Source organism: Methylobacterium sp. J-048, assembly GCF_022829515.1.
Taxonomy (GTDB): Bacteria; Pseudomonadota; Alphaproteobacteria; order Rhizobiales; family Beijerinckiaceae; genus Methylobacterium.
On record NZ_JAKSYL010000185.1, the window covers coordinates 37,078 to 60,783 of the forward strand.

The following is a 23,706-nucleotide window of genomic DNA, read 5'->3' on the forward strand; positions in this document are numbered from 1 at the left end:
CGACGTCGCCGGCCCGCCGGGACGTCGCAGGAGCGCGCGCGCATGGCGCAGGTCCCGGCCGGTACAGGCGCCCCCGCCCAGCGTGACGGCCTGCCGCCGCGCGAGCGGGTCCTGGCGATGGCAGCGATCGGGCTCGCCATGACCATGGCGGTCCTCGACGGGGCGATCGTCAACGTGGCGCTACCGGTGATGGCCAAGGACTTGGCGGTGAAGCCGGCCGACGCGATCTTCGTGGTCAACGCCTACCAGATCGCCGTGACCGCGAGCCTGCTGCCGTTCGCGTCGCTGGGCGACATCTTCGGGTTCCGGCGGGTCTACCTGCCGGGGCTCGCCGTGTTCGTGGCCGCCTCGTTGGCCTGCGCGGTGGCGCCGAGCCTGCCCATGCTCATCGTCGGGCGCATCGTCCAGGGGCTCGGCGCCGCGGCGATCATGAGCGTCAATATCGGCTTCGTGCGCTTCATCTACCCGCACCGGATGATCGGTCAGGGGGTCGCCAACGTCGCCCTGGTGGTGGCCGTGGCCTCGGCCGCGGGGCCGACCGTGGCGGCCGCGATCCTGTCGGTGGCGACCTGGCCCTGGCTGTTCTTGGTCAACGTCCCGGTGGGGCTGCTCGCCCTGGCGGTGGCCTCGCGGACCCTGCCGGTGACCCCGGCGAGCGGACGGCGCTTCGATCTGGTGAGCGCCGTGCTCAACGCGCTGACCTTCGGCCTGCTGATCATCGGCATCGATGGGCTCGGCGACCCGGACGGCCAGGCTATCGCCGTCGCCGAACTGGTGGGCGCCCTGGTGATCGGCGCCGTGTTCGTGCGCCGCCAGATCCGGCTGCCGGCGCCGTTGCTGCCGGTGGACCTGTTGCGGATCCCCGCCTTCGCCCTGTCGATGGCGACTTCGGTGGCCTCGTTCTCCGCCCAGATGGTGTCCTACGTCGCGCTGCCGTTCTACTTCCAGGACGTGCTGCACCTCTCCAGCACCCAGACCGGCTTCCTGCTCACCCCCTGGCCGATCGCGGTGGCCGCGATGGCGCCGGTCTCCGGACGCCTGGCCGACCGCTACCCGCCGGGCCTGCTGGGCGGCATCGGGCTGGCGATGCTGGCCGCCGGCCTCGTCTGCGTGACGCTGCTGCCGGAGGCGCCCGCCACCCTCGATATCGTCTGGCGCCTGACCCTGTGCGGGCTCGGCTTCGGCCTGTTTCAGTCGCCCAACAACAAGGTGATCGTCACCTCGGCGCCGCGGGAGCGCGCCGGCGGCGCCAGCGGGATGCAATCGACCGCCCGCCTCACCGGGCAGTCCCTGGGCGCGGCTCTCGTGGCGGTGATCTTCGGGCTGACCCACGGGCTTGGGGCCGAGCGGGCCGTCACCCTGTCGCTCTCCTGTGCGGTGGCGCTCGCGGCGCTCGGCGGCTGCGCCAGCGTCCTGCGGCGCGGTAAGGGCGGTTAGGCGGGCCCGGCATGCCACCGACCGGCGTGGCGAGCGTTGGCGGAGATCGATACCCGCACGATCCACGCCCCGGAGTCTCCGCCCATGGACCTCGACCTCACCGGCAAGAAGGCCCTCGTCACCGGCTCGACCGGCGGCATCGGCTACGCCATTGCCAAGGAACTCTGCGACCTCGGCGCCGAGGTCGGCATCAACGGCCGCACTGCGGAGCGCGTCGAGGCGGCGCTGACCAAGCTGCGCGGCGAGACCAAGGCCGGACGCGCCTTCGCGGCAGTGGGCGATGTGGCCAGCGCGGAGGGCGTCGATGCCCTCGTCCGGGCGCTGCCGACGGTCGACATCCTGATCAACAACACCGGGATCTTCGAGCCGAAGCCGTTCTTCGAGATCCCGGACACGGATTGGCAGCGCTTCTACGACGTGAACGTCATGAGTGGCGTGCGCCTGTCGCGCGCCTACGCCCCGGCCATGGCTGAGCGCGGATGGGGCCGGGTCATCTTCATCTCCAGCGAGTCCGGCATCAACACGCCGACCGAGATGGTCCATTACGGGATGACCAAGACCGCGCAGCTCGCGATCTCGCGCGGCCTCGCCCAGACGGTCGCCGGCACCGGCGTGACGGTCAACAGCGTGCTGCCCGGGCCGACCCTGTCGGAGGGCGTCGCGGAGTTCATGAGGCAGATGGCCGGAGGCGCGGCCGATGCCGACCTCGACGCGATGGGCCGGGCCTTCGTGGCGGAGCATCGCCCGTCGTCGCTAATCAAACGCCTTGCGACGGTGGAGGAGGTGGCCAACCTCGTCGCCTATCTCTGCAGCCCGGCAGCGAGCGCCACGACGGGCGCTGCGCTGCGGGTGGATGGCGGTGTCCTACAGGGTCTCGCATAGACCGCCTCGGACGAAGCGGTCATCGGCTCGGAGCCGGCAGGCCCCGGTCGATACGGAGCCGGCGGTCCGGCGGGATCACCGGACACGGCACCAGTGCGCATCTCGCCGAAACTGAGACCCGTTCGGCACGAGCGCACGTTGACGACTGAGAGCCGAGCCCGACCGCAACGCGATTGGGAACGGCTCCAGGCAATCAGGACTTGAGGTGCGCCGCGAGATGCTTGTTCATCTCGAACATCGAGCACTTATCCTTGCCGAAGACCTTCTTGAGCTTGTCGTCGGCGAGGATCTCGCGCTTGTTCTCAGGGTTCTGCAAGTTGTGCTTCTTGATGTATTCCCACACCTTGCTGACCACCTCGCCGCGGGCCAGGGCGGCCGTGCCGACGATCGCGCCGAGTTCAGCGGACGGCTTCAGCGGCTGCTGCAGGGCGTTCGGCTTCGCACCGGCGGCTTTCGCGGCGACGGGCTTGGCGGCTTTCGCGGGCGCGGCCTTGGCGGCCTTGGGCTCGTCGGTCTTGGCCGCCTTCGGCGCAGCCTTCTCAGTCTTCGTGGCCATAAACTTCCTCCGGTTCTCGGGCCGCAGGCCGGGGCATGAGCGCCCCACGGCCGAGCCAGCATAGCAGCAACTAAGCGGTGCTGCCGCCGTTCCAAGGGGAAATCGCCTTCGCGGAGCCCTCATCCACAGGGCAGACCCGGAAATCCGCCCCCGAACCGGCCGCTCTGCGCCGCCGCGAAGAACATTTCGTCGGACCCGCGCCGCCGAAACCTGCTCTTAACGATCCGGCGCGAGAAATACAGTCATGTTTACCCCGGTTCTCGCGCTCGCGCTGTTGCTCGCCACCGGGCTCGTGCTCGGTCTTGGTCTCGGTATCCGAGCCGAACCCGATGCGGCCGACCTGGAACCGGGCCGCGGGTTGATTTGAGAGCTGGCGGGATTGCCGCGCAGAGCCGTCCGACGCATCGGCGCGGACCCATGATCGATCCCATCACCTCGTAGAGCACCGCGCACGCCGTCCAGGTAACGTTGGGTCCGGCCTTCCTGCGGTCGGGGCTTGCGACACGACCTGGCCTTCGGCGTTGAGAGTCTGCCGGCGCGCCGCTCGGTGTGGAGGCGGATCAACCGGCGCCGGGTCAATGCCGGGACGCGCGCGGATCTCCCGGATGGCGGAACCCGCTTCCGTCCCGGCGTTTAGTCAGCAGGGCCGAAGGCACGTCCGGCCCGGTCCGCGTAAACTCGGGAGTCACCATGCCGACGGATCTGCCCACCGAGCGTCCCGTGAGAAAGACGGGCACCCTGGAGCTCGATCCCACCGGCGAGGGCATCGCCATCGACGAGACCGCCCGCTTGATCGCCTCGAACAAGGTCGAGGGCACGGCCGTCTATGACCGCGAAGGGAAGCACCTCGGGGCCGTGCACAACTTCATGGTCGATAAGGTCACCGGGCAGGTCGCCTACGCGGTCCTGGCCTTCGGGGGCTTCCTCGGCCTCGGCGAGATCCACCACCCCCTTCCCTGGAAGGCGTTGACCTACAGCACCGAACTCGGCGGCTACGTGGTCGACATCGACCCGGGTGATCTCGCCGGCGCCCCGAGCCACGGCCCGGGCGAGGACGCCTTCGCCGACCCGAACTATCGCGGGAAGATCGAAGATTATTACGGGGTGCGCGCGCCGACGGCGTGAACTCGTCGGCGGTTGCTAAGCGCGCCCTTCCTCCCCCCTCTGCGGGGGAGGGAGAGCCGCAGTGTTTCCCGTGTATTCTGCCGACCTCGATGTGTGATGCCGCTAACCCGTGCGGGAGAGGGTTGGGGTGAGGGGTCAGGTCTGACCGGAAAGGTCGCATCTCTCACCATGTCCCTCTCCCGCATGGAAGAGGGGACCCGCGCCCGTCACGCGTAACGCCGCCGCGCCTTCCCCCGGATACCGCCCTTAGAACTTCCCGCCGAGACCGACGCTGCCGCCGGGCGACAGCATCGGACCCATGGAGCTGCTGCCGGAGCCGCTCGAGGCGTTGCCGCCCTCGATATCCTCGCGCCGGATCCGACGCTCGCTGGCACTGGCGGATTGCGTCGCGCCGCCGGCGGTCCGGGGGATCGCGAGCTGCTTCGTCGGCGTGGTCTGGGGCGGCGGACCGTCCGCATCGGCCGCCGCGTTGCGCGGCTCGCGGTTGGGCAGGGACCCGCGCAGCGAGGGCGGCAGCCCGACATCGGAGGCCGGCATCACGCCGCCCCCGCCACCGAGCGCCTGACAGCCGGCCACCAAGCCGGCCAGGGCGGCGCCGAGCGCGAGGCCGCGCGCAGCGGCGCGTCCCGACGAGGTGAGGGTCGACATCGTGTGGTCCTCGCAAGGGGCCGCATGGGTCTCTGCGGCGCACATGGGTTTCTGGTCCGGTGTCTACGCTGGGGTTGCGGCGAAAACCAGACATCCGTCCGGCGGCGCGGAACTTGCGGCCGGGCTGCGACGATCCATAACTTCGCCCAGGTCCTGCGACAGGGTGCTGTCCGCAGGCGGGGTCGCGCCGGCGGCGGGCCCGGGATCCGGCCGATACGGTCGGGGTCGTGCCGGCGCGTCGGCTGGACCCCGCCCTTCCTCAGAGGACGTAGCGTGTTCAGAACCTCCCGGATGATCGCGGCCGTGACGCTCGCCCTGTGGGCGTCCGGCGTTGCGGCGCAAGCCCCGTCCATCCGGGGCGACGGCGCATCCGGCCAAGTTCCGCCTCCGAGCCCGCCGGCCGCCCAGCCAGCCCCGGGCGCGACCACGGGAACGGCACCCGCGGTAGCGCCTCCCGCCCCCGCCCCCGCGCCGCAGGCGCCCCCGACGAACGCCGCGCAACAACAGCAGCAGGGGACCCCGGCCACCGTCCTCGACACCCAGGATTACGAGAGCCTGCTCGGGCGCAGCGTGCGCAGCGCCGGCGGCGACGAACTGGGGCGCGTGATCGACATCATCATCGACAAGGACGGGCATCCACGGGCCGCGATCATCGATTTCGGCGGCTTCCTCGGCGTCGGCACCCGCAAGATCGCCGTGGATTGGCGTGCCCTGCGCTTCACCGCCGACGGCAACAAGGAGCGCAAGCTCTCCGTCGCGCTGAGCCGCAACCAGGTCCGCGTGTCGCCGGAATACAAGGCCGGCGAGCCGATCGTCGTGCTCGGCCCGGCCAGCCCGGCCGCCCCCACGCCGGAGGGCGATCAGGCCATCACCGCGGCACCGCCGGCCGGCGGCCCTGCCGCGCCTGCTCCCACGGCCACCGCACCGACGGCTCTCGCCCCCGCGAGCGGGGCCGCCGCCCCGTCAGCCGTTCCCGCCACCCCTCCGGAAAAGGCTCCGGATAAGTGACGGTGGCCCGATTGAAGGCCAGACCCGCCATTTCCCCCCGCGAGCGCGAGGTGTCCCGGCCGGATCCGCGGTCGCGCCCCGCCCGCCTGAAGGACCAGACGGCCGAGGTCTCGCCGCGCGAGCCCGCGCGGGCCGCCGCGGAGGCCGTGCCGGTGGACCGAACGCTCTCGGCGGTCAGCCGCCACGGCCTCGACGCCTTCGCGTTCTTCGTGGCCAACCTGCAGACCGGGTTCGGGCCGTTCCTGGCCGTCTACTTCTCGCAGGCGAAGTGGACCCAGTCCGATATCGGCTTCGCCCTCACGGTGGGGAGCCTCGTCGCCCTGCTGGGGCAGGTGCCGGGCGGCGGCTTCGTCGACGTGGTCCGCTCGAAGCGCTTCGCCGCCGCGGTGGCGGTAGTCGGCATCTCGGGCAGCGCCTTCGCGCTGGCGGTCTGGCCGAGCTTCCCGGTGGTGCTGCTGGCGATGGCGGTCCATTCGGGGGCGAGCTGCGTGCTGACCCCGGCGATCGCGGCGATCAGCATCGGGCTGGTCGGCCGCGCCCGGGCGGGCGAGCGCCTCGGCCGCAACGCGAGCTTCGCGGCCGTCGGCAACGCGCTCGGCGCCGCCGGCATGGGTGCGATCGGCTATTACCTGTCGAACGGGGCGGTGTTCTACCTGACGGCGGCCCTGGTGGTGCCGACGATCATCGCGCTCAGCCGCATCCGCGCCCAGGAGATCGACGCCAACGTGTTCCGGGAGCCGGCCTCGGCGCAGACGCCGGGCGCCTCCGGGAAGGACGGGGTCCGGGCGCTGCTGACCAATCGCGGGCTCCTGTGCTTCTCGGCCTGCATGGTCCTGTTCTTCCTGGCCAACGCGGCGATGCTGCCGCTGGTCGGCAGCGTGCTGACCCTGCGGGCGAGCGAGACCGCGACCGCCCTGATCGCCGCCTGCATCATGGTCCCGCAGGCGGTGCTCGCCATCAGCGCCCCCGCGGTCGGCCGGGCCGCCGAGCGGTTCGGCCGCTATCCGGTCCTGCTCCTCGGCTTCGGCGCCCTGCCGGTGCGCGGCCTGATGCTCGCCTACACGACCAACCCGTACGGCCTGGTCGCCATCCAGGTGCTGGACGGGATCTCCGCCTCGGTGCTCGGCGTGATGGTTCCGCTCGTGGTCTCGGATCTCACCCGCGGCACGGGACGTTTCAACCTGGCGCTCGGCGCGGTCGGCACCGCGATGGGCGTGGGCGCCGCCCTCTCGACCTCGCTCGCCGGGATCATGGCGGACCGCCTGGGCAGCCACAGCGCCTTCTTGGGGCTGGCCTTCATGGGATTTGCCGCCTTCATGCTGGTGGCGCTGATCATGCCCGAGACGCGCCAGCCGGTGGAGGACGCGTGATCCGCGGCACCAGATTCGCTTGTCTGTATCCGCGCCGCTCAAGCGGCGTTCAGGTTTGACAGATAAAACCGCGCGGGAGGTGCGGGCCGGTGCAACATATGGCAACGCTGTCGCGTTGCCGCTGCGGGTTCGACTGCGCCCGCGTTGCACTCCGCCTCAGCCCGCACCCGCCAGTGCCGCGTGAATACGGAATGGTCACCGCGATGGAAGAGCTGCACCAATACGCTGAGAGGCCCTTCGCCTTCGTCGGGCGATACCTCCGGCGCCGCTGGGTGCCCCACCTGGTGATCCTGATCTCCGTGCTCGGCGCGGTCGGGTTCTCGGTCTCGACCGATTACGCCCTCAAGGGCGTGGTCGACGCGCTGACCAAGGGACCTGGCCCGGGCAACACCGTGGTCTGGGGGGCGCTCGCCGTCCTGATCGGCTTCATCGCGGCCGACAACATGCTCTGGCGCGTGGCGGCGCTGACCGGAGCCTTCACCTTCGTGGGCGTCACTGGCGACATCCGCCGGGACCTGTTCCGGCACATGACCGGGCATTCGCCGACCTTCTTCTCCGACCGGCAGCCAGGCACCCTGGCCTCGCGCATCACGGCGACCTCGAACGCGATCTTCACGGTCGAGAACATGTTCGTGTTCAACGTGATGCCGCCCACCGTCGCGGCCTTCGGATCGATTGCCTACATCGCTACGGTCAACACCACCATGGCGGCGATCCTGGCCGGCGTCTTCGCCGCCGTGGTCGTGCTGATGTTCAAGATGGCCGCCGCCGGCAAGCCGCTGCACCATGACTTCGCCGCGAAGGCGGCCTCGGTGGACGGCGAGATGGTCGACCTCGTCGGCAACATGTCCCTCGTGCGCGCCTTCTCGGGCTTCAAGCGCGAGGGCCAGCGCTTCGAAGGCACCATCGCCACCGAGATGCGCGCCCGGCGCTCGTCGCTGCTCTACCTCGAGAAGCTGCGCATCGTGCACGCGGTGCTCACCGTGCTGGCGGTGTTCGGCCTGCTCTACTGGGCGATCCAGATGTGGGAAGCCGGCCAGGCGACCAACGGCCAGGTGGTGCTGGTCTGCACGCTCGGCATCCGCATCCTGGCGGCCACCCGCGACCTCGCCGTGGCCCTGGTCGACGCGACCCAGCACACCGCCCGCCTCGCCGAGGCCCTGCACACCCTGCTCCAGCCGCACGACCTCGTGGACCATCCGGAGGCGAAGCCGCTCGCCGGCCAGGGCGCCAAGATCGAGTTCGACCATGTCGCCTTCAACTACCCGGACGGGCGCCCGGTCTTCACCGATTTCGATCTGGTGATCGAGCCGGGCCAGCGGGTCGGCCTCGTCGGCAAGTCGGGCGGCGGCAAGTCGACCCTGTTCTCGCTGCTGCAGCGCTTCTACGACGTGAAGAGCGGCGAGATCCGCATCAACGGCCAGACCATCGAGCGGGTCACCCAGGAATCCCTGCGCGAGGCGATCACGGTCGTCCCGCAGGATGTGTCGATGTTCCACCGCTCCCTGCGCGAGAACATCCGCTACGGCCGGCCGGAGGCCACCGACGAGGAGGTCTGGCAGGCCGCCGAGGCGGCGCGCTGCACCGAGTTCATCCAGGCCCTGCCGGAGGGCTTCGACACGATGGTCGGCGACCGCGGCGTCAAGCTCTCGGGCGGCCAGCGCCAGCGCATCGCCATCGCCCGCGCGATCCTGAAGAACTCTCCGATCCTTCTGCTCGACGAGGCGACCTCGGCGCTCGACGCGGAATCCGAGCAGGCGATCCGCCAGGCGCTCGCCAACCTGATGAAGGGCCGGACCGTCATCGCCATCGCCCATCGCCTGTCGACCTTGCAGGATTTCGACCGGATCGTCGTGCTGGAGGGCGGCCGCATCATCCAAGACGGCTCGCCCGACAACCTGACCCATCTCGACGGCTTCTTCCGCGAGCTGATGAAGAAGGAATCGATGTCGATGTCCCTGGCCGCCGCCTGAGCCGGGCGCCCGGGGTAAGCCGGCCGTGCCCGATCTCGACAGCGTCGTCCGGGAGATCTCGGAGGAGATGGCGCAGCGCTCCGACCGGGGCGCGGTCGCCGACTACATTCCCGAGCTCGCCCACGTGGATCCGAACCAGTTCGGCATCGCGGTGATCGATGCCGAGGGCCGGGTCACGACCAGCGGCGATAGCGAGACGCCGTTCTCGATCCAGAGCGTATCGAAGGTGTTCACGCTCACCCTGGCGCTCGGCATGGTTGGCGACCGGCTGTGGAAGCGGGTCGGGCGCGAGCCCTCGGGCAACCCGTTCAATTCCATCGTCCAGCTGGAGCGCGAGCGCGGCGTGCCGCGCAACCCGTTCATCAACGCCGGCGCCATCGCGGTCACCGACGTGATCCTCTCGGGCCACGAGCCCCGGGAGGCGCTGGGCGAGATCCTACGGTTCATGCAGTTCCTGGCCCAGGATCCGACCATCACCATCGACGAGCGGGTGGCGGCCTCGGAGAAGCGCACGGGCTTCCGCAACACCGCGCTCGCCAACTACATGAAGTCCTTCGGCGTCATCGAGAACCCGGTCGACTACACGCTCGGCGTCTACTTCCATCACTGCGCCATCGCGATGACCTGCCGCCAGCTCGCCACGGCCGGCCGGTTCCTGGCCCATAACGGCCGCAACCCCTCGACCGGCCACAATGTCGTCTCGGCCGAGCGGGCCCGCCGCATCAACGCGATCATGCTGACTTGCGGCCACTACGACGGCTCGGGCGAGTTCGCCTACCGGGTCGGCCTGCCGGGCAAGAGCGGCGTCGGCGGCAGCATCCTGGCGGTGGCGCCCGGCAAGGCCTCGATCGCGGTCTGGTCGCCGGGCCTCGACGCCGCGGGCAATTCCCATCTCGGCCGCGTCGCCCTGGAACGCCTGACCCAGCGCATGGGCTGGTCGGTATTCGGGGCCTGACCAACTACCTTGCGCAGCGTCGCCTTCCGCGGCACTGCGCCAACGTGGTGCTGCGGCGCCTGAGGCAGGACCCGGCACATGACGACGAGTACGGCGGCGCGGACGTCGGGTAGTGATCTTGATCCCGGCGCCATCCTGGCCCGCCTAGACCGGCTGCCGCCGACGCGCACGGTCTGGCGCTTCGTGGCTTTGCTCGGCCTCGGCTTCTTCTTCGAACTCTACGACCTGCTGTTCACCGGCTACGTCGCCCCGGGCCTCGTGAAGGCCGGGATCCTCACGCCGACGACCCCCGGGCTGTTCGGCGCGAGCGGCGTGGCGAGCTTCGTGGCGGCCCTGTTCACCGGGCTGTTCATCGGCACCCTGGTCTGCGGCTGGCTCGCCGACCGGTTCGGCCGCCGGGCGATCTTCACGTGGTCGCTCCTGTCCTACACCGCCGCCAACGTCGTGATGGCCTGCCAGACTGAGGCGTTCGGGCTCAATTTCTGGCGGCTGATCGCCGGGATCGGCCTCGGCCTGGAGATGGTGACCATCGGCAGCTACCTCTCGGAGCTGGTGCCGAAGGCGATCCGCGGCCGCGCCTTCGCCCTGTGCCAGGGCATCGGCTTCACCGCGGTGCCGGTGGTGGCGTTCCTGTCCTACCTGCTGATCCCGACGGCGCCGCTGGGGATCGACGGCTGGCGCTGGGTCGTGCTGATCGGCGCCACCGCTGCGATCGGGGTCTGGTGGCTGCGCGCGGGCCTTCCGGAGAGCCCGCGCTGGCTGGTCGAGCGCGGGCGGCTCGCGGAGGCCGACGCGGTCCTGCGGCGCCTCGAAGGCCAAGTCGCCGCCGAGTACGGCCGGCCCCTGCCGACGCCCGCGGCACCGGAGCCGGTGCAGCGGCGCGGCGCCTACGGCGACCTGTGGGTGCCGCCCTATCGGCGCCGGGCTCTGATGATGGCCGGCTTCAACGTGTTCCAGACGGTCGGCTTCTACGGCTTCGCCAACTGGGTGCCGACGCTGCTGGTGGCCCAGGGCATCACCATCACGTCGAGCCTCGCCTACACGGCGCTGATCGCGCTCGCCGCCCCGGTCGGGCCGCTGATCGGGCTCGCCATCGCCGACCGGTTCGAGCGCAAGCACGTCATCGTGGCCGCCGCGCTGGTCTACATCGCCTGCGGGCTGGCCTTCGCGCGGACCCGGGACGTGTCGGTGATCGTCGCGCTCGGGATCGGCCTGACGCTGGCCTCCAACGTGATGTCCTACAGCTTCCACGCCTACCAGGCCGAGCTGTTCCCCACCGGTATCCGGGCGCGGGCCGTGGGCTTCGTCTATTCGTGGAGCCGCTTCTCGGCGATTTTTACCGGGTTCGTCATCGCGTTCGTGCTGCGCGAGGCCGGCACCCCGGGGGTGTTTTTGTTCATCTCCGCGGCGATGCTGGCCGCCGGGCTGCTGGTCGGGCTTCTCGGGCCGCGTACCCGCGACGTGGCTCTGGAGAAGATCGCGGGGTGAGGCGCGGTCTGCGCGAGCCCGAATCGTGTTAGCCTGACCGCATGGTCGCACAGCCGAAGCCCCGGATGACGGTCGACGAGTTCCTGGTCTGGGCCGAAGGCCAGCCGGGACGCTACGAGCTGGTCGAAGGCCAAGTTGTCGCGATGTCGCCGGAGCGGGTTCGGCACGCGGAGGTCAAGGCCTCGGCCTATCTCGCGCTCCGATCCGCCCTGAACCGGACTCAGCTCCCCTGTCGGGCGCTGCCGGACGGGATGAGCGTCCGCATCGACGACACGACGGTCTTCGAGCCCGACGCCCTCGTTTATTGTGGGGCGCGTGCGGACCCGGATGCGATCGAGATCCCCAATCCCATCCTCGTTGTCGAGGTTTTGTCGCCCAGCACCGTCACTGTGGATTCCGGCCGCAAACTTTCGGGCTATTTCAGCGTCGCCAGCGTATCGCATTACTTGATGATCGACCCGGTCAAACGCCTCGTGATCCACCATGCGCGCGGTGCCGGCGGGCTGATCGCGACCCGGATCGCCAGCGACGGCGCCCTCGACCTGACCCCGCCCGGAATGAGCCTGTCCGTCGCCGAGCTGTTCGCCGATCTCCCGCCCCCCGCAGACCCCGCGGCTTGATCCGATCCGGGGCGGATGTCACAGCGGCGCAAACGCGAATCAGGACGCCCGGATGACCACACCCCTCGATCTCCTCGTGCTCGGCAACGCCATCGTCGACGTGATCGCCCGCACGGACGACGCCTTCCTCGCCGCCCAGGGCGTGACCAAGGGCGCGATGCAGCTGATCGACGAGGAGCGGGCGGAGGCTTTGTTCGCCGCGATGGGTCCGGCCACGATCGTCTCGGGCGGCTCCGGGGCGAACACCGCGGTGGGCGCAGCCCTGCTCGGCGCCAAGACCGGCTTCGTCGGCAAGGTCCGGAACGACGAGCTCGGCGGCCTGTTCGGCCACGACCTCAAGGCCACGGGCGTCGGCTTCACGGTGCCGCCGGCCAGCGAGGGGCCGGCCACGGCCCGCTGCTTCGTGCTGGTGACGCCGGACGGCGAGCGGACGATGAGCACCTATCTCGGCGCCTGCCAGGGGCTGAAGCCCGAGGACGTGGACCGGGCGCTCGTCGCCTCGGCCCGGGTGGTCTACCTCGAAGGCTACCTGTGGGATCCGCCCGCCGCCAAGGAGGCGTTCCGCAAGGCGGTCCAGATCGCCCACCAGGCCGGCAACGCGGTGGCGCTGACCCTGTCGGACGCGTTCTGCGTCGGCCGCTACCGGGACGAGTTCCTGGGGCTGGTGCGCGACGGCAGCGTCGACATCCTGTTCGCCAATATCGGCGAGCTCCAGAGCCTCTACCAGACCGACGATCCCGAGGCCGCCGTGGCCGCGCTCCGCGACGAGCGCAACGCCCGCGGCCGGCACCTGCTCGGCCTGGTCACCCGCTCGTCCGAGGGCGCCCTGGTGGTGCAGGGCGGCGAGGTCCGCTCCGTCGAGGCGAGCCCGGTGCGCGAGGTGCTCGACACCACCGGGGCCGGCGACCTGTTCGCCGCCGGGTTCCTGGCCGGCCATGCCCGCGGCCTCGACCACGTCACCAGCGCCCGCCTCGGCGCGCTGGCGGCCGCCGAGGTGATCCAGCATATCGGCGCCCGCCCCCAGGCCGACCTCGTCAACCTGGCCAAGGCGCGCAAGCTGCTCTGAGCGGCCGTCCTCAGGCCGCCCGCACCGTCGCGAGGAAGTGGGTCACTTCGCTCCGGAGATGCTCGGACCGGAGCGACAGCTCGGAGGCCGAGCTGAGCACCTGATTGGCCGCCGCCCCGGTCTCGTTGGCGGCGCCCGCGACCCCGGAGATGCTGCTCGTCACCTCGCCGGCGCTCGAGGCCGCCTGGGTGACGTTGCGGGCGATCTCCTGGGTCGCGGCCCCCTGCTCCTCGACGGCGGCGGCGATCAGGGTCGCCACCGCGCTGATCTCCTGGATCCGCCCGCCGATGCGGCCGATCGCCGAGACCGCGTCGTCGGTGGAGGCCTGGATCCGCCCGATATGGCCGCTGATCTCGTCGGTGGCCTTCGCAGTCTGGCTCGCTAGTTCCTTCACTTCCGCGGCGACCACGGCGAAGCCGCGCCCGGCCTCGCCGGCCCGGGCGGCCTCGATCGTGGCGTTGAGCGCCAGCAGGTTGGTCTGCCCGGCGATGGTCGTGATCATCGTCACCACGTCGCCGATCCGGGAGGCCGCGCCGCTCAGCTCCTGCACAAGGTGGGCGGTCGAGGCGGCATCCTCGACGGCGGCCTGGGTCAGCGCGGCGGCATTCGAGACCTGGCGGCCGATCTCACGGACGGAGCTTTCGAGTTCCTCCGCGGCCGAGGCGGCGGTGTTGACGTTGGTGGCGGCCAGCTCGGCCGCGCTCGCGACCCGCAGGGATTGGTTGGCGGCGCCCGAGGCCGTGCTGGTCATGGTGGTGGCCGTGGCCTGCAGCGCCGCGGCGGCCCCCGAGACCGTCCCGATGATGCCGCCCACGGCGCCCTCGAAGGCGTCGGCGATCTGGCGCATGCCGGTCTTGCGCTGCGCCTCGGCCTCGGCCCGCGCCCGGGCCGATTCCAGCTCCAGCGTCCGAGCCCGGATCAGGCCGTCCTTGAAGACCTGCACGGACGCCGCCATGGCACCGATCTCGTCGTGCCGTTCGGCATAGGGAACGGCGACGGACAGGTCCTGCGCGGCCAGGCGCGCCATGATTTCGGTCATGGTCCGGATCGGGCGGGCGACGCCCCGGAGGATCACCCAGAGTGCGGTGGCCGTTGCGACCAAGCCGGCAGCCAGCAGGGCGGCCGTCACGGTCCAGGCCGTCGTGTAGGCGTCCTCGGCGCGCTGCGTCGCGGCCTGCGTGCCCGCGGCATTGACCTTGGCAAGGTCCGACAGCGCCCCGAAGGCGTTCACCAGGGGCGTGCGGGCCGGCGCGATGGCGTCGCGGGCGGCGTTGCGGTCGCCGCGCTTGAGGGCCGCCACGATGGGTTCACGGGCGGCGAGATAGGCCTGCCACCGCGCCTCGAACGCGGTCCACAGCGCGGTCTCGTCGGAAGACCCGACATGGGATCGGTACTGCTTGAATTTCTCCGGGATGATCGCATCCATCTCGGTGAATTCGGCGTCGAGGTCGCGGTTTTCGGCGCTGTCCTCCGCGATGACCTTGCGGATCGTCGTGGTGTGGTACCGGAGCGCCAGGAACTGCAGCTCGTCCAGCTCGTGATTCTTCACGTTCCAGACATCCCGCATCGCCCGGGCCGATTCGTGAACCTCCTTGATACTCGCAATGTTGGAAAGCGAATTTGCAATCAGAAGAACGAAGCCAACAAATGACATCAAAAACAAACGGACCGTTATACTGCGCCCCCACTGCATTTCATCCTCCATCTCACGCCAATGCGTCGAACATTAGCGCGCCAGGATGACAATAAGATTTTAAAGTTCGCCGACTCATCTGAGAAATAAGCCCGCGATCGGCAGAAGAACATAAAAACATCTTCGCACCGTTCGCGTTAAAGCAGGATTTTATCCGCTTGCCCCAATCTGTCGTTGCCCCCTGCCGATGCGGCGCCCCCGCCGGATCACGGCCGGAGCAGCACCTTCCCCACCGCGGCCCGGCTCGTCAGCAGGCCGAACGCCTCCGGAAACTCGGCCAGCGCGTAGGTGCCGTGGACCTGCGCGGTGAGCTTGCCCTCGGCGACCCAGTCCAGCAGCCGGCGCTGATCGGCCCGGTGCGCCTCCGGCTCGCGGTCGAGGAAGGCGCCCCAGTGGACGCCCTGCACGTCGAGCTCCTTCAGCAGCATCAGGTTGAGCGGCAGCCGCGGGATGCCGCCGGCGGCGAAACCGATCACGAGGTAGCGGCCGCGCCAAGCCAGGGCCCGCAGGGCGGGTTCGGCGTAATCGCCGCCGACCGCGTCGTAGACCACGTCGACCCCGCCGCCGCTGATCCGGCGCAGATCGTCCTTGAGGGTCGCGGGATCGTAGACGAGCGTCGCCTCGGCGCCGTGGGCGCGGGCGACCGCGAGCTTCTCCTCCGAGGAGGCGCAGGCGATTACCCGGGCGCCCATCAGCCGGCCGAGCTCCACCGCGGCGAGGCCGACGCCGCCCGAGGCGCCCAGAACCGCGAGCCAGTCGCCCGGCTTCACCTGCGCCCGGTTGGCCAGCGCGTGCAGCGAGGTGCCGTACGTGATGGTGAGCCCCGCGGCCTGCGTGTCCGGCACCGCGTCCGGCACGGGGGTCAGTTTGGCGGCGTCGATGGCGATCAGCTCCGCGCAGCAGCCGTGGCCGGCATGGACGATCACCCGGTCGCCGATCGCGACCCCCGAGGCCCCCTCCCCCAGCGCCTCGACCACGCCGACGCCCTCGCCGCCCGGCGAGAACGGCAGCGGCGGCTTCACCTGATAGCGCCCGGCCACGATCAGCGTGTCGAAGAAGTTGAGCGCGGCGAGCCGGATCCGCACCAGGGCCTGCCCGGGGCCCGGCACCGGATCGGGGCGGTCCACGATCTCCAGATGCTCCGGCCCCTCGAGCCTCGTGCACAGCAGCGCCCGCATCCTGTCCTCCCGGTTGGTGTGTTTGTCTCTGTTCAGGCCAAGGTTCAGGCTGAGACCGGCGGCGCGGTCAAGCCGTCCCGATCATCTCGCGGATGCGGGCGCCCAGCACCTCGACCCCGAACGGCTTGGTGATCACCTGCATGCCGGGGGCGAGCGGGCCGTTGCCCAGCACCGCGTGCTCCGCGTAGCCGGTGATGAACAGCACCTTGAGGCCCGGGCGCGTCGCCCGGCCGGCCTCGGCCATCTGACGTCCGTTCAGGCCGCCTGGCAGCCCGACATCGCTGACCAGCAGGTCGATGCGCACGTCGGATTGCAGCACCTTGAGTCCGGCGGTGCTGTCGGCCGCCTCGATTGCGGTGTAGCCCAGATCCTCCAGCACCTCGGTGACAAGCATGCGCACAGTCGGCTCGTCGTCGACCACCAGCACCGTCTCCCCCGGCGCCGCCCGGGCCGGGGCCCCGGGTGCGGCGTGCGGATCCTCCTCCAGAGCGGCGCCGCGGTGACGGGGCAGGTAGAGGCAGACGGTGGTGCCTTGGCCCAGTTCGGAGGCGATCCGCACCTGGCCGCCCGATTGCTGGGCGAAGCCGTAGATCATCGACAGGCCGAGGCCGGTGCCCTGCCCGATCGGCTTGGTGGTGAAGAACGGCTCGAACACCTTGCCGACGATCTCCGGCGCCATGCCGGTGCCGGTATCGGTGACGCGCAGCACGAGGTACTGGCCCGCCGGCAGGTCCTGGCGCCGGGCGGCGCGGGCGTCGAGCCGGGTGTTGGCGGTCGCGATGGTGATGCGGCCGCCGTCCGGCATCGCGTCCCGGGCGTTGATGCACAGGTTGAGCAGCGCGTTCTCGAGCTGGGGCGGATCGACCAGGGCCGGCCACAGGCCGGCCTCGGTCACCACCGCGACGGTCACGGCGGGGCCGACCGTGCGCCGGATCAGCTCCTCCAGGCCGGCCACCAGACGGTTCACGTCGGTCGGCTTCGGGTCGAGGGTCTGCCGGCGCGAGAACGCGAGCAGGCGGTGGGTCAGGGCGGCGGCACGCTTGGACGCGCCTTGGGCGGCGTTGATGTAGCGGTCCACATCCATGAGGCGGCCTTGGGCGAGCCGGGTCTGGATCAGCTCCAGCGAGCCGGAGATGCCGGCCAGCAGGTTGTTGAAGTCGTGGGCGATGCCGCCTGTGAGCTGCCCGACCGCCTCCATCTTCTGCGACTGGCGCAGGGCCTCCTCGGCGGCCTGCAGCGCCTCGGCGCGCTCGCGCTCGGCGGTGAAGTCGCGCCCGACCGCGTTGATCACCCCGTCGCCGGGGCGCGCCGCCCAGGTGATCCAGCGATAGCTGCCGTCCCGGTGGCGATAGCGGTTGTCGAAGCGGGCTTGGCTGCGCCCCTCGGCCAGTTGCCGGCCGCCCTCGGCGCTACGGTCGAGATCGTCCGGATGGACGAAGCGCATCAGGTTGGTGCCGACGAGCTCGTCGGCGCGCCAGCCCAGCAGTTCCGTCCAGGCCGGGTTCACCGCGGTGATCGTCCCGTCGAACAGGCAGCGCAGCATCATGTCGGACGAGAGGGTCCACAGGGCGTTGCGGTCGGCGGTGCGCTCCTCGACCTGCTGGGCCAGGGAGGCGTTGAGGTCGCGCAGCTCCGCGAGCGCGGTCTCCAGCCGGGCCTGGCTCTCCGTGAGGGCGGCATCGGCCAGGACGCGGCCGGTGGTCTCGTTGGTGAGGATGAACAGGCCGGCGACCTTGCCGTCCGCGCCGAGAACCCGCGAATACGAGAAGGTCCACCACGTGTCCTGCGCGCCCCGGTCGGTGTCGAGCCGCCACGGCAGGTCGATGAACCGTTCAGGCCGGCCGTCCATGGCAGCGTCGATGATCGGCTTGGCCTGCGCCCAGCCATCGGCCCAGACCTCGTCGAACCGCGCGCCCGTGGCCCAGGGCAGCCGCGGCCCGAGCAGGGGAAAGTACGTGTCGTTGAAGAAGAAATGGAGATCCGGCCCCCAGGCCAGGATCATCGATTCCGGCGAGTTGAGCACCAGCGACAGGGCGGCGCGAAACTCCGCCGGCCAGGTTTCCGGGGGGCCGAGGGGGTGGCCGGACCAGTCGCGCGCGCGGATCATGCGCGCGGCCTCGCCGCCGCCGGAGAGGAAGGCCAGGGGGTCGGTCACGGGGCGATGGTGATCTGCATCATGGCTGACGCCGCGTATGACCGTCTTCGCTCGCTCTTCCAAGGCTATCAAGCCTAAATAGAAGATCGATCGTCATGCCCCACGCTCAGCGCTTCCATCTGATCGAAGACAATGACGCGGCCCGCGCAGCCGCGGAACAGTTGTTCGCGATCGTCCGCGGCACACTCGAGCCGGTCCTGCCGGCCGCGACGGAGATCCTTCACATCGGCGCCACCGCCATACCGGGCTGCTTGACCAAAGGGGATCTCGATATCGCCGCGCGTGTCGAGAGGGCGGACTTCACTGCCGCTGAGAGCTGCCTCGCGGCACGATTCACGCGCAACGACGGTTCAGTCCGCACCGATGACTTCGCGGCTTTCGAGGATGCCAGCCGGACGCCGCATCTCGGGATTCAGCTTACCGTCAAAGGCGGCCCTATCGATGTCTTCCACCGTTTCGCCATGGCCCTGCGCGCCGATCCCGAACTGGTGGCCCGCTACAATGCGCTGAAGCGCGCCCACCACGATCACCCGATGACGCCGTACCGCGCAGGCAAGGACGCGTTCATCAGCGACGTTCTGCGATCCTGCCCATCGCCGCCGCATTCGCGGCACGAGGACGGTTGAGCGCCCCGGATCACGCCGGCGGACGGCCTCAATGCGCCTCCTGCCAGTTCCCAGCCGCCTTCGCCTCGACCACCAACGGCACGCGCAGCGTCAGAGCCGGCGCCGGTGCCTCCTCCATCACACTGGCAATAATCGGGATCGCCCGGTCGACCTCGTCTTCGGCGGCCTCAAAAACCAGCTCGTCGTGCACCTGCAGCAGCATGCTGACCTTGAGTTTTTGGGCGGTGAGCGCGCCCTCGATCCGGGTCATGGCCCGGCGGATGATGTCGGCGGCCGAGCCCTGGATCGGGGCGTTGATCGCCTGGCGCTCGACGCTGGCGCGCTCGGACGGGTTGTTGGAGCGGATCTGCGGGTAGTGGCAGACCCGGCCGAACAGCGTCGTGACGTAGCCCTTGTCCCGGCAGATCTTTTTGGTGGTGTCGATGTAGTCGCGGATGCCCGGGAACTGCTCGAAATACTGCTTGATGAACGCCGACGCCTCCTCCCGGCCGATGCCGAGCCGGTCGGCCAGCCCGAAGGCCGAGATGCCGTAGATGATGCCGAAATTGATGGTCTTGGCCCGGCGCCGCAGGTCCGGGGTCATTTCCTTGAGCGCCACGCCGAACATCGCCGAGGCGGTCGCCGCGTGGATGTCGATGCCGTCCTCGAACGCTTTGCGCAGCTCCGGGATGTCGGCCATGTGGGCGAGGAGCCGCAATTCGATCTGCGAGTAATCCGCCGAGATCAGCCGGTTGCCCGGCGCGGCCACGAAGGCGCGGCGGATGCGGCGGCCCTCCTCGGTGCGGATCGGGATATTCTGGAGGTTCGGCTCGGAGGAGGACAGGCGGCCCGTCGTGGTCGCCGCCAGCGAGAACGAGGTGTGGACCCGGGCGGTCTCCCGGTCGGCATGGGTCTGGAGCGAATCCGTGTAGGTGGATTTCAGCTTCGAGAGCTGGCGCCACTCCAGGATTTTTTTCGGCAGAGGATGCCCGGCCTGGGCGAGTTCTTCGAGCAGGGTCGCGGGTGTCGCCCACTGGCCCGAGGGCGTCTTCTTCGCCCCCGGCAGGCCCATTTTTCCAAAGAGAATGTCGCCGATCTGCTTGGGCGAGCCCACCGAAAATTTCTCGCCGGCATCCTCCTGGATCTCCTCCTCCAGGCGGACCAGGATCTGCGAGAAATCGCCCGAGAGCCGGCTCAGCATCTCGCGGTCGACCCGGATGCCGCGCTGCTCCATCCGGGCGATCACCGGCAGGAGCGGCCGCTCCAGGGTCTCGTAGACGGCGACCCGGTGCTCGGCGACGAGGCGGGGCTTCATCATCCGCCACAGGCGCAGGGTGACGTCCGCGTCCTCGGCCGCGTAGGCCGTGGCCTTGTCGATGGCGACCCGGTCGAAGCTGACCTTGTTGCGGCCGGTGCCGGCCACATCTGAGAACGTGATCGGCTGGTGGCCGAGATGGCGGCGGGCCAGCTCGTCCATGCCGTGGCCGCCCTTGCCGGCGTCGAGCACATAGGAGATCAGCATCGTGTCGTCGAACGGCGCGATCTCGATGCCGTAGCGGGCGAGCACGACCCAATCGTATTTCAGGTTCTGGCCGACCTTCAGCACCCCGGGATTCTCGAGGAGCGGCTTCAGCCGGGCGATGGCCTGGTCCAGCGGGATTTGGCCCGGCACCGGCTCGGCCACGTCGGAGGCCGCCGCGCCCTCGCCGAACAGGTCGGTGGCATCGGCCTGGATCTTCGCGGCCTGGATATGGGCCAGCGGGATGTAGCAGGCCCGGCCGGTGGCGGTGGACAGCGAGACGCCGACGAGCCCGGCCTTGTGCGCGTCGAGCGCATCGGTTTCGGTATCGACCGCGACCACCCCGGCGTCTTCAGCCTCGGCGATCCAGACGTCGAGCTGCTCCAGGGACGCGACGGTCTCGTAGGCGGCGGTGTCGAACGGCGCCACCGCCTCCGCGGCCCGGGCGGCGACCACGTTGCCCGGCGTCGCCTCGATCGGCGCCCGGGGCTTGGCCGGCGCATCCGGCAGGTCGAGATCGGCGAAGGGGTCGACCTCGCCGCCCTCGGGTGGGGCGGCGCCCGGCGGCCGCTCGGCCCCGGCCGCCGCGGTCTCCGGGTCCGGCGGCACGGAATCGCCGAAGAACGGCACCGCGTCGCTGCCGCCGGCGGCGTTGCCGTAGCCGTGGGGCTTCGCGCCCGGCAGCAGCGCCGGATCCGGCTTCACCGCTTCGGGGTCGACATGCAGCATCTGGGCGATGCGGCGTGTCAGGGTGTTGAACTCCATCGCCTTCAGGAAGCCGACGAGCTTCTGCGGGTCGGGCTCGGGGACGCGCAGGTCGTCCAGATCGACCGGGACCGGCACGTCCTCCACCAGGGCCACCAGCTTGCGCGACAGCTGGGCCTGCTCGACATTGGCCAGCAGGGTCTCGCGGCGCTTGGGCTGCTTGATCTCGCCGGCCCGCTCCAGCAGCGCCTCGAGGCTGCCGAACTCCTTGATGAGCGCCGCGGCGGTCTTCAGGCCGATGCCGGGCACGCCCGGGACGTTGTCGGAGGTGTCGCCGATCAGGGCCAGCGCGTCGCCGATCTGGTTGGGCTGCAGCCCCTCCCACTTGGCGATGATCGCCTCAACATCGAGGTTGCGCTCCGGCCGGTAGCCGGCCTTGCCCTTGGCGCCGGATTCGAAATCGTAGAACCGGACCAGCGGCCCGACCAGCTGCATCAGGTCCTTGTCGGACGAGACGATGATGACCCCCGCGCCCCTTGCCTCAGCCTGCCGCGTGTAGGTGGCGATCAGGTCGTCGGCCTCGTAGCGGATCAGCTCCACCGCGTGCAGGCCGAAGGCCCGCACGGCGTCGCGCATCAGCGGCATCTGGCGCTTGAGGTCGTCCGGCGCGTCGGGGCGATGGCCCTTGTAGTCCGGGAACATCTCCTTGCGGAACGAGCCTTCGGACTTGTCGAAGATGATGCCGAGATGGGTCGGCATGATGCCGGCCGCGCCCTCCTGCAGGAACTGGGCGATCTTCGTGCAGAACAGCCGCACGGCGCCGGTGGGCAGCCCGTCCGAGGGACGCGAATTGTACTTCTGGTCCTGGTTGATCGACTGGAAATAGGCCCGGAAGATGAACGACGAGCCGTCGACCAGGATCACCTGATCGCCCGGGCCGACTTTTTTGGGACTTGCAGCGGCGGTCTCGACGGTCATGGGCGCAGGCGTCTCGGGGCGATCAGGGCTCGGGCACGCGGTCCAGCTCGGCCCGGCAGGCCGCGACGAGGTTGGCCAAGCGCTCGTGAACGGTCCGCCAGACGTTGTCCAGCATGACCCGGTGATAGCCATGACGGTAGACGTTGCCCGCGTCCGCGATGTCGCGCCACGGTACGTTCGGGTGGCGGCCTCGCATCTCATCTGTGAAACGGCGGCTTGCTTCCGAGATGATCTCCAGGCAGCGGACCACAGCGTAGTTGGTGCGCAGGTCTGCCTCGAACGCCTCGAAGGTCATCCCCGCAACGAAATGCTCGGCGGACCGAGCGTTGGCGATGATGTCCTCGCAGGCGTCGAGCGCCCGCTCAGAAGGCGGGAACGGCATCGTGCTCAGCCCTCTCCCGGACGCGCTCCTTGAGGCTCTGGCGGTCTGCCACGTCGACCGGGACCGGGAATAGGTCGTCGATGAACCGGCACAGGCCCACGTAGGCGAACAGATCGCGTACCTGCTCCGGGTCGATCTCGATCATCACGTCGAGGTCGCTGTCGGCCCGGGCCTCGCCGCGGGCCACGGAGCCGAACAGGGCCGCGTGCCGGACGCCGCGGCGACGCAACTCGGTCTCGTTGGCGCGCAGGATGGCGAGGGCGGCGTGGCTGTCCATGGCGGAGGGGCCGGGCGAATGCGATTGGTGGCAGGTTAACAGAAACCAAGAGATAGGGCTTCGGTGTCGCCGCCCACATCCCCACCGGATTGGCGAGGATCGGCAACGAGTCCCACCTCGCCTTTTGCGGCCTTACTGTGCGGCTCGATCGCATCGCTGATCATGCTATGGATAAGCACAACGCCTTCCGAGCCATGATGGCCTGATCGAGGGCGAAACTGTCGTTCCGTGTCCTGGGGACTGCTGTCGAGACGCGCGGACAGCAGACGTCGGCGACCGGCTCCCTCTCGCCCCCCCGAGCGCCTACCGCCCCGATGGCTGCGGCTCCAGGCGTATCGTCAGCTTGTGGCCGGTCGCCTGCGCGTAGCGCTCCAGGGTGCGTGTCGAAGGCTTGGTCTTGCCGCTCTCCAGTCGGGACACGACACTCTCGGTCGTCCCCATGCGGGTTGCGACCTCGGCCTGGCTCAGCTTCGCATGGGTCCGAGCCGCGATCAGCGCCGAGACCAGCCCGAACTCCTCATCGAGTGCGTCATAGGCTTCGCGGTAGGCGGGATCGTCCGCCATGCGCTTCGTGTGCAGATCGCCTGCCTTGATCGTGCTCATCGCACCTCCTTGGCCCGCTGCCGGGCGAGTTCGAGTTCGCGTCGTGGGGTCTTCTGGGTCTTCTTCACGAACACCCGCACGATCACGACGCGCTGCGCCGTTACCGTCACGTAGATGGCGCGGGCGATGCCGTCCTTACCGGTGATCCGAAATTCCCAAAGTCCGTGGCCGAGCGGCTTGCTCCAATCCCGCGGGAGGTTCTGCAATCCGTGGGCTTCGATCACCTGGATCATGCGGGCGAGCCGTGCCTGCATATCTACGGGCAGCTCAGCCTCTTCCTCAGCCGCAGACGACAGATATTCCACGCGCCACATATCCAAACTTAGCAAAAATGCTAAGCCCAGTCAAAGTTGGAAGCTGGTAAGCTGTTCGTCGTCATCCGAGCGATCGGCGACGTCTTCGCGGATCAGATGGAGTTGGCGAAGGCCGACGCGTAGATCGACCAGGCGTTCCTGCTCTGTCACGCAGCACAGGCCAAATGAT

22 protein-coding genes are annotated in these 23,706 nt (G+C 69.8%); 12 read left to right on the top strand and 10 right to left on the bottom strand.

Annotation, left to right across the window (positions count from 1 at the left end; translation table 11 throughout):
- Positions 1 to 42: 42 nt before the first annotated feature.
- Both MKL09_RS18660 and MKL09_RS18665 read left to right on the top strand, forming a co-directional pair.
- Positions 43 to 1,437 carry an MFS transporter gene (locus tag MKL09_RS18660; protein WP_244022557.1) on the top strand — a complete coding sequence of 465 codons (1,395 nt, stop codon included), beginning with the start codon at positions 43 to 45 and terminating at the stop codon, positions 1,435 to 1,437.
- An 84-nt stretch (positions 1,438 to 1,521) separates the two neighbouring features.
- The gene (locus tag MKL09_RS18665; RefSeq protein WP_244022559.1) at positions 1,522 to 2,319 is read left to right on the top strand and encodes an SDR family NAD(P)-dependent oxidoreductase; all 798 of its coding nucleotides are present in this window, start codon (positions 1,522 to 1,524) and stop codon (positions 2,317 to 2,319) included.
- Between the two features lie 193 nt (positions 2,320 to 2,512).
- Here the strand turns inward: MKL09_RS18665 and MKL09_RS18670 are convergent, their stop codons facing one another.
- Positions 2,513 to 2,875, bottom strand: a complete 363-nt coding sequence (locus MKL09_RS18670) for an SWIB/MDM2 domain-containing protein (protein WP_244022561.1) — start codon at positions 2,873 to 2,875, stop codon at positions 2,513 to 2,515.
- 244 nt (positions 2,876 to 3,119) lie between these two features.
- Between MKL09_RS18670 and MKL09_RS32050 the strand changes: the two genes are divergently transcribed.
- A complete protein-coding gene (locus MKL09_RS32050) occupies positions 3,120 to 3,242 on the top strand; it encodes a hypothetical protein (protein WP_279605965.1) in 123 nt (40 codons plus the stop codon).
- Positions 3,243 to 3,565: 323 nt separating this feature from the next.
- Positions 3,566 to 4,000, top strand: coding sequence for a PRC-barrel domain-containing protein (locus MKL09_RS18675; RefSeq protein ID WP_244022563.1), 435 nt, complete (start codon positions 3,566 to 3,568; stop codon positions 3,998 to 4,000).
- 246 nt (positions 4,001 to 4,246) lie between these two features.
- On the opposite strand, the gene MKL09_RS18680 is transcribed toward MKL09_RS18675, so the two are convergent.
- Positions 4,247 to 4,648 carry a hypothetical protein gene (locus MKL09_RS18680; RefSeq protein WP_244022565.1) on the bottom strand — a complete coding sequence of 134 codons (402 nt, stop codon included), beginning with the start codon at positions 4,646 to 4,648 and terminating at the stop codon, positions 4,247 to 4,249.
- 291 nt (positions 4,649 to 4,939) lie between these two features.
- Between MKL09_RS18680 and MKL09_RS18685 the strand changes: the two genes are divergently transcribed.
- The 7 genes from MKL09_RS18685 (at position 4,940) to MKL09_RS18715 (ending at position 13,128) form a co-directional block, all read left to right on the top strand.
- Complete coding sequence (locus MKL09_RS18685) at positions 4,940 to 5,656, top strand: PRC-barrel domain-containing protein (protein ID WP_244022676.1); 717 nt, start codon at positions 4,940 to 4,942, stop codon at positions 5,654 to 5,656.
- Entirely contained in the window at positions 5,653 to 7,026 is a 1,374-nt protein-coding gene (locus MKL09_RS18690) for an MFS transporter (RefSeq protein ID WP_244022567.1), read from the top strand. The genes MKL09_RS18685 and MKL09_RS18690 overlap by 4 nt, the downstream gene beginning before the upstream one ends.
- A 203-nt stretch (positions 7,027 to 7,229) precedes the next feature.
- The gene (locus tag MKL09_RS18695; RefSeq protein ID WP_244022569.1) at positions 7,230 to 8,999 is read left to right on the top strand and encodes an ABC transporter ATP-binding protein; all 1,770 of its coding nucleotides are present in this window, start codon (positions 7,230 to 7,232) and stop codon (positions 8,997 to 8,999) included.
- 25 nt (positions 9,000 to 9,024) lie between these two features.
- On the top strand, positions 9,025 to 9,954 hold the full coding sequence (locus MKL09_RS18700) for a glutaminase (protein ID WP_244022571.1): 930 nt from the start codon (positions 9,025 to 9,027) through the stop codon (positions 9,952 to 9,954).
- A gap of 78 nt (positions 9,955 to 10,032) precedes the next feature.
- Positions 10,033 to 11,442, top strand: coding sequence for an MFS transporter (locus MKL09_RS18705; RefSeq protein ID WP_244022574.1), 1,410 nt, complete (start codon positions 10,033 to 10,035; stop codon positions 11,440 to 11,442).
- 65 nt (positions 11,443 to 11,507) lie between these two features.
- On the top strand, positions 11,508 to 12,062 hold the full coding sequence (locus tag MKL09_RS18710) for a Uma2 family endonuclease (protein ID WP_244022576.1): 555 nt from the start codon (positions 11,508 to 11,510) through the stop codon (positions 12,060 to 12,062).
- Between the two features lie 52 nt (positions 12,063 to 12,114).
- Positions 12,115 to 13,128, top strand: coding sequence for an adenosine kinase (locus MKL09_RS18715; RefSeq protein WP_244022578.1), 1,014 nt, complete (start codon positions 12,115 to 12,117; stop codon positions 13,126 to 13,128).
- Between the two features lie 10 nt (positions 13,129 to 13,138).
- Here MKL09_RS18715 and MKL09_RS18720 read toward each other — a convergent pair whose 3' ends face one another.
- The 3 genes from MKL09_RS18720 to MKL09_RS18730 all read right to left on the bottom strand — a co-directional run bounded on the left by MKL09_RS18720 (position 13,139) and on the right by MKL09_RS18730 (position 18,154).
- Positions 13,139 to 14,821 (bottom strand): methyl-accepting chemotaxis protein, encoded by a 1,683-nt coding sequence (locus MKL09_RS18720; protein WP_244022580.1) that lies wholly within the window; start codon positions 14,819 to 14,821, stop codon positions 13,139 to 13,141.
- Between the two features lie 206 nt (positions 14,822 to 15,027).
- Positions 15,028 to 15,999: an NADPH:quinone oxidoreductase family protein gene (locus MKL09_RS18725; protein WP_244022582.1), complete on the bottom strand. Its 972-nt coding sequence runs from the start codon at positions 15,997 to 15,999 to the stop codon at positions 15,028 to 15,030.
- A 67-nt stretch (positions 16,000 to 16,066) separates the two neighbouring features.
- The gene (locus tag MKL09_RS18730) at positions 16,067 to 18,154 is read right to left on the bottom strand and encodes a PAS domain-containing sensor histidine kinase (protein ID WP_244022583.1); all 2,088 of its coding nucleotides are present in this window, start codon (positions 18,152 to 18,154) and stop codon (positions 16,067 to 16,069) included.
- 95 nt (positions 18,155 to 18,249) lie between these two features.
- On the opposite strand from MKL09_RS18730, the gene MKL09_RS18735 reads away from it, so the two are divergent.
- Positions 18,250 to 18,780 (top strand): GrpB family protein, encoded by a 531-nt coding sequence (locus tag MKL09_RS18735; protein WP_244022585.1) that lies wholly within the window; start codon positions 18,250 to 18,252, stop codon positions 18,778 to 18,780.
- A gap of 28 nt (positions 18,781 to 18,808) precedes the next feature.
- Here MKL09_RS18735 and polA read toward each other — a convergent pair whose 3' ends face one another.
- The 5 genes from polA to MKL09_RS18760 form a co-directional block, all read right to left on the bottom strand.
- On the bottom strand, positions 18,809 to 21,961 hold the full coding sequence (gene polA, locus MKL09_RS18740) for a DNA polymerase I (RefSeq protein WP_244022587.1): 3,153 nt from the start codon (positions 21,959 to 21,961) through the stop codon (positions 18,809 to 18,811).
- A gap of 22 nt (positions 21,962 to 21,983) precedes the next feature.
- Entirely contained in the window at positions 21,984 to 22,343 is a 360-nt protein-coding gene (locus MKL09_RS18745; protein WP_244022589.1) for a DUF86 domain-containing protein, read from the bottom strand.
- Entirely contained in the window at positions 22,324 to 22,620 is a 297-nt protein-coding gene (locus MKL09_RS18750) for a nucleotidyltransferase family protein (protein WP_244022591.1), read from the bottom strand. Before MKL09_RS18750 ends, MKL09_RS18745 begins: the two co-directional genes overlap by 20 nt.
- Before the next feature lie 303 nt (positions 22,621 to 22,923).
- A complete protein-coding gene (locus tag MKL09_RS18755; protein ID WP_244022593.1) occupies positions 22,924 to 23,223 on the bottom strand; it encodes a helix-turn-helix domain-containing protein in 300 nt (99 codons plus the stop codon).
- Positions 23,220 to 23,537 carry a type II toxin-antitoxin system RelE/ParE family toxin gene (locus tag MKL09_RS18760; RefSeq protein ID WP_244022595.1) on the bottom strand — a complete coding sequence of 106 codons (318 nt, stop codon included), beginning with the start codon at positions 23,535 to 23,537 and terminating at the stop codon, positions 23,220 to 23,222. Before MKL09_RS18760 ends, MKL09_RS18755 begins: the two co-directional genes overlap by 4 nt.
- Positions 23,538 to 23,706: the final 169 nt, after the last annotated feature.